The 5562-nt window shown below is 64.0% G+C and carries 4 protein-coding genes; 3 read left to right on the top strand and 1 reads right to left on the bottom strand.

Annotated features, from left to right (window positions below; genetic code table 11):
- Nucleotides 1–128: 128 nt before the first annotated feature.
- The 3 genes from gcvT to gcvP all read left to right on the top strand — a co-directional run bounded on the left by gcvT (nucleotide 129) and on the right by gcvP (nucleotide 4865).
- Nucleotides 129–1220, top strand: coding sequence for a glycine cleavage system aminomethyltransferase GcvT (gcvT, locus tag ACE3P0_RS19250; RefSeq protein WP_374404410.1), 1092 nt, complete (start codon nucleotides 129–131; stop codon nucleotides 1218–1220).
- Nucleotides 1221–1350: 130 nt separating this feature from the next.
- Nucleotides 1351–1731 carry a glycine cleavage system protein GcvH gene (gene gcvH / locus ACE3P0_RS19245; protein ID WP_374404409.1) on the top strand — a complete coding sequence of 127 codons (381 nt, stop codon included), beginning with the start codon at nucleotides 1351–1353 and terminating at the stop codon, nucleotides 1729–1731.
- 218 nt (nucleotides 1732–1949) lie between these two features.
- Complete coding sequence (gene gcvP / locus ACE3P0_RS19240; RefSeq protein WP_374404408.1) at nucleotides 1950–4865, top strand: aminomethyl-transferring glycine dehydrogenase; 2916 nt, start codon at nucleotides 1950–1952, stop codon at nucleotides 4863–4865.
- Between the two features lie 63 nt (nucleotides 4866–4928).
- Here gcvP and ACE3P0_RS19235 read toward each other — a convergent pair whose 3' ends face one another.
- Nucleotides 4929–5489 carry a hypothetical protein gene (locus ACE3P0_RS19235; protein WP_374404407.1) on the bottom strand — a complete coding sequence of 187 codons (561 nt, stop codon included), beginning with the start codon at nucleotides 5487–5489 and terminating at the stop codon, nucleotides 4929–4931.
- Between the last annotated feature and the right edge of the window lie 73 nt (nucleotides 5490–5562).

Genomic DNA, 5562 nt, shown 5'->3' with positions numbered 1-5562 from the left:
GACAGATGGGGCCCGCCGCACAGTGCATCGTGCGGCGGGCCCTTTTGCGTTTTTGGACTAACCTGAATTTGCCACCTCATTTGCCACCTTACGTGGCAGCTTAGTTGCCACCTCTCCGGGAGCCTCACTTGGGCAAGCAGACACCGCTTTTTGACCTCCATGTCGCTGCAGGCGCGAAGATCGTCGACTTCGCTGGCTGGGACATGCCGATCCACTACGGCTCGCAGCTCGAAGAGCACCACCAGGTGCGGCGCGATGCCGGCATGTTCGATGTGTCGCACATGCTGCCGGTAGATGTTTCCGGCGCCGGCGCACAGGCTTACCTCGCCAAGCTGCTCGCCAACAACATCGGCAAGCTCACACTGCCCGGCAAGGCGCTCTACTCCTGCATGCTGCAGGAGGACGGTGGCGTGGTCGATGACCTGATCACCTACTTCTTCGCACCGGACGACTACCGCGTCGTCGTGAACGCCGGCACCGCCGACAAGGACATCGCGTGGATGCGCACGCAGGCTGCGAAGATGGGCGCCAACGTCACCATCGAATCGCGTCGTGATCTGGCGATGATCGCAGTACAAGGCCCGAACGCGCGCGCCAAGACTTGGGCCGCCCTGCCCGGCTCGCAAGCCGCCAGCGAGGGCCTCAAGCCCTTCCAGGCTGCGAAGTGGATTGGCGAGTTCGGCGAAATCATGATCTGCCGCACCGGCTACACCGGCGAAGACGGCTTCGAGCTGATCGTGCCGGCCGCCCGCGCCGCCGAGATCTGGAAGGCGCTGGAGGCCGCCGGCGTGAAGCCGATCGGCCTGGGTGCACGTGACACGCTGCGCCTTGAAGCCGGTATGAACCTCTACGGCTCGGACATGGACGAGACGAAGAACCCGCTCGAATCCGGCCTCGCCTGGACGGTGGACTTGACCGAGGGCCGCGACTTCATCGGCCGCGCCGCGCTCGAAGCCTACGACCGCAGCAAACAACTCGTCGGCCTGCTGCTCGAAGACCGCGGCGTGCTGCGCAGCCACATGCGCGTCGTTACCCCGCATGGCGAGGGCGAGACCACCAGTGGCTCCTTCGCGCCGTCGATGAATGCCTCGATCGCCTTCGCGCGCGTACCGGCCGCGGTGCAGCTCGGCGATACCGTTGAAGTCGACATCCGCGGCAAGTTGCTGAAGGCGCGCGTCACCAAACTCTCGTTCGTGCGTAACGGCAAGGTGCTGGCCTAGACGACACGACGACACGCAGCCTCGACCGGCGCATCGGTAAGTTTTGACTTCATCCATGTGCGCCATCGAAGGTCGCGGCGACACTTGATCGGCTTTAGAACATCTGAACTTCACTCACAGGAGCGAACACATGAACACCCCGACCAGCCTGCGCTACACCGAATCGCACGAATGGGTCCGTATGGAGCCGGACGGCACCGTGACCGTCGGCATCACCGACCACGCGCAGAACGCCCTGGGCGATGTGGTTTTCCTTGAACTGCCGGACGTTGGCCGCACGCTGGCCGCTGGCGAGAACTGCGCGATCGTGGAATCGGTGAAGGCCGCGTCCGACATCTACGCCCCGATCGCGGGTGAAGTGATCGAGACCAACCAGGCCGCCGTGGATGCGCCGGAGTCGGTGAACGCTGACGCCTACGCCGCATGGCTGTTCAAGCTCAAGCCGGTGAATGCCGACGACGTGGGCAAGCTGCTCGACGCGGTCGCCTACGACAAGATCGCCGACGCCTGATTTACGCGTATCGATCTGCTGCGCGGCCCGATCTCAAGCCTGCAATGCTCGCCGTACCCAAGTACGGCTGTGCGTTTCGGCTTGACCTCGGACCGCTCGCGACGATCGCTCCACGCAAATCGCGTGAACAGAGTAGGCCTATTGCCGAGAAGCCGCGTAACAACAAGAACACAGCGTACTCGTCTCAAATCGCCCCCGCATCCTGACAGAGCCAGACCATGCTGAACCTTCCGCTTTCCGCGCTTGACCAGCGCGATGATTTCATCGGCCGCCACATCGGCCCCGATGCCGCCGAGACCGCCGCGATGTGCGCCGACATCGGCGCCGCCTCGCTCGCCGCGCTGATCGCCGAAACCGTACCGGCCGGCATCCGCCTGGCCGCGCCGCTGCCGATCGCCGCTGCGATGCCGGAGCACGAGGCGCTCGCCAAGCTCAAGGCCATCGCCGGCAAGAACGTGTTGAAGCGTTCGCTGATCGGTCTGGGCTACTACGACACCATCCTGCCCAAGGTCATCCTGCGCAATGTGCTGGAGAACCCGGGCTGGTACACCGCCTACACGCCCTACCAGGCCGAGATCGCCCAGGGCCGCCTCGAAGCGCTGCTGAACTGGCAGCAGATGGTGATGGACCTCACCGGGCTGGAGCTCGCAAACGCCTCGCTGCTCGATGAAGCCACCGCCGCCGCCGAAGCCATGGCAATGGCGCGCCGCGCATCGAAGAGCAAGTCCAACGCCTTCTTCGTCGACAGCGCCGCCTTCCCGCAGACCATCGACGTGGTGAAGACCCGCGCCAGGTACTTCGGCTGGGATCTGGTCTTCGGCACCGCCGAAGAAGCCGCCTCGGCCGACGTGTTCGGCGCGCTGCTGCAGTACCCGGACAAGACCGGCGCGGTGCGCGACCTCACCGCCACCATCGCCGCACTGAAGGCCAGGGGCGCCCTGGTGGCCGTGGCGTCTGACCTGATGGCGCTGGTGCTGCTCAAATCGCCGGGCGAGATGGGGGCGGACATCGCACTGGGTTCGGCCCAGCGCTTCGGCGTGCCGATGGGCTTCGGCGGCCCGCACGCCGCCTTCTTCGCCACCCGCGACGAGCACAAGCGTTCGGTGCCGGGCCGCATCATCGGCGTGTCGGTTGACGCGCGCGGCAAGAAGGCGCTGCGCATGGCGCTGCAGACGCGCGAACAGCACATCCGCCGCGAGAAGGCCAACTCCAACATCTGCACCTCGCAGGTGCTGCTGGCCAACATGGCGGGCATGTACGCGGTGTATCACGGGCCGAAGGGCCTGCAGACCATCGCCTCGCGCATCCACAAGCTCGCCGCGATCTTCGCCGCCGGCTTGAAGCAGGCCGGGTTCAAGGTGCTAGGCAGCCAGTTCTTCGATTCCTTCGACATCGCCACCGGCGCGCAGACTGAAGCGATCAATGCCGCAGCGCTGGCCGCAGGCTACAACCTGCGCCAGGTCTCGCCCTCGGTGCTGGGTGTGTCCTTCGATGAGAAGACCACCCGCGCCGATGTGCTGACGCTGCTGAACGCCTTCGCCGAAGTGGGCAGGCTCGCCAACGTGTGCGAACTCGCGCGCGCCTTCGATGAATCGGACCTCGCGGCGCTGGAGCAGAGCTGCGCGATCCCCGCGTCGCTGCTTCGCACCGATGCCATCCTCACGCACCCGGTGTTCAACAGCCATCACACCGAGCACGAGATGCTGCGCTATCTGAAGAAGCTGCAGAACCGCGACCTCGCGCTCGACCACTCGATGATCTCGCTGGGCTCCTGCACCATGAAGCTCAACGCCACCAGCGAGATGATCCCGGTCACCTGGCCCGAGTTCGGCGATGTGCACCCCTTCGTGCCGCGCGAGCAGGCCGCCGGCTACCTCGAGATGATCGAAGGCCTTGCCGACTATCTGCGCGCAGTCACCGGCTTCCCGGCGATCTGCATGCAGCCGAACTCCGGCGCACAGGGCGAGTACGCCGGCCTCGTCGCAATCCGCCGCTACCACGAGGCGCGCGGCGACGCGCACCGCAACATCTGCCTGATCCCGAAGTCCGCCCACGGCACCAACCCCGCTACCGCGCAGATGTGCGGGCTGGACGTAGTGGTGGTGGACTGCGACGAGAACGGCAACGTCGACGTCGCTGATCTGAAGGCCAAGGCGGAGCAGCACAAGGACAACCTCGCCGCGCTGATGATCACCTACCCCTCGACCCACGGCGTGTTCGAGGAAGCGGTGAAGGACATCTGTGCCACGGTGCACGCCTTCGGCGGCCAGGTCTACATGGACGGCGCCAACCTCAACGCGCAGGTCGGCCTCACCTCGCCCGCCACCATCGGCGCCGACGTCAGCCACATGAACCTGCACAAGACCTTCTGCATCCCGCACGGCGGCGGCGGCCCCGGCATGGGCCCGATCGGCCTCGCGGCGCACCTGGCCCCGTTCATGGCCGACCACGCCGTGAAGCCCACCGGCGCCGACGCGCGTTCGCACGCCGGCCAGGGTGCGGTCAGCGCCGCCCCTTTCGGCTCGGCGAGCATCCTCACCATTTCGTGGATGTACATCACGATGATGGGTGGCGAAGGTCTCAAGCTGGCGACCGAGTACGCGATCCTCAACGCCAACTACGTTGCGGCCAAGCTCGCGCCGCACTACCCGGTGCTCTACCGCGGCACGCACGGCCGCGTCGCGCACGAGTGCATCCTCGACATCCGCCCGATCAAGGCCGCTACCGGCATCACCGAGGTCGACATCGCCAAGCGCCTGATGGACTACGGCTTCCACGCGCCCACGATGTCCTTCCCGGTCGCCGGCACGATCATGGTCGAGCCGACCGAGTCGGAATCGAAAGGCGAGCTGGACCGCTTCATCGCCGCGATGACGCAGATCCGCGAAGAGATCCGCAAGGTCGAGCAAGGCACCTGGTCCGCCGACGCCAACCCGCTCAAGCACGCCCCGCATACACAGGCGGACGTGATGGGGGCGGAGTGGACGCGCGTCTATTCACGCGAAGAAGCAGTGTTCCCGCTGGCTTACGTCGCCGAGAACAAGTTCTGGCCGAGCGTCAATCGCATTGACGACGTGTATGGGGATCGGAATTTGTTCTGTGCTTGTGTGCCGATGGAGGAGTATTCGGCGTAATGGCCGGGGTGCTTCGGCTGTTTCAGTAAAGAAGAAGGGCCGCCCGATGGGCGGCCCTTCTTCCTATTCAGCATCATCACGACAACCGTCGATAACGAATTCCAGTTTCCTTCTAAAACAATCCCACTGCGCATCATCTTGCTTCAGGTGCTCCGCATATTCCTGCACTTCCAACAGAAGTTCGTCGATCAGCAACGCCGAGTTGATAGTCTTCGCGTCGTAATCGGCCAGCCCTCCACGCCTGAGTATCCGCCACCCACCTGTTGTTTCCGCTTGATGCAAGACTGCACAGCGAATGTGCTTGTAGAAGTCGTTGCCACGGATCTCCCTAAGTTGCGGTCGCAGCGCTTGTTCGAAGAAGTCGACGAACGTACGTTTCCCCTGGCGTTGAGGCGTTTCCTTTAAGCCCTGCTTGAAACCTGCCAGCGATTCAATTGCAAGGCATGCAATTGCAGCCATGGTGAAGCCATGCTTGGACGACGAATTGATGACTGGGTCAAAATAGCGTTCACGGAAGCGGGCAACGATAAATTGCGCAAGGGTTGCACGATCATCGTCCTTCAACAGGCGACGACAGACTCGGACACTAAAGCCCTTTGCCAGTTCGATATCCTCGTACGTCATTGATGATTAATCCCCTCAAGAGCCTACGTGCCTATATATATGGGCCGTAGGTAGGGCTGAGCGTAGCGAAGCC

The organism is Niveibacterium sp. (genome assembly GCF_041909475.1).
GTDB lineage: Bacteria > Pseudomonadota > Gammaproteobacteria > Burkholderiales > Rhodocyclaceae > Niveibacterium.
This window is presented reverse-complemented; position numbering and strand designations above follow the sequence as displayed.

Excerpts from the sequence above, each read along its gene's own strand:
- ACE3P0_RS19235 (WP_374404407.1), bottom strand. The coding sequence starts at position 5,489 with ATGACGTACGAGGATATCGAACTGGCAAAGGGCTTTAGTGTCCGAGTC.
- gcvH (WP_374404409.1), top strand. The coding sequence starts at position 1,351 with ATGAACACCCCGACCAGCCTGCGCTACACCGAATCGCACGAATGGGTC.
- gcvP (WP_374404408.1), top strand. The coding sequence starts at position 1,950 with ATGCTGAACCTTCCGCTTTCCGCGCTTGACCAGCGCGATGATTTCATC.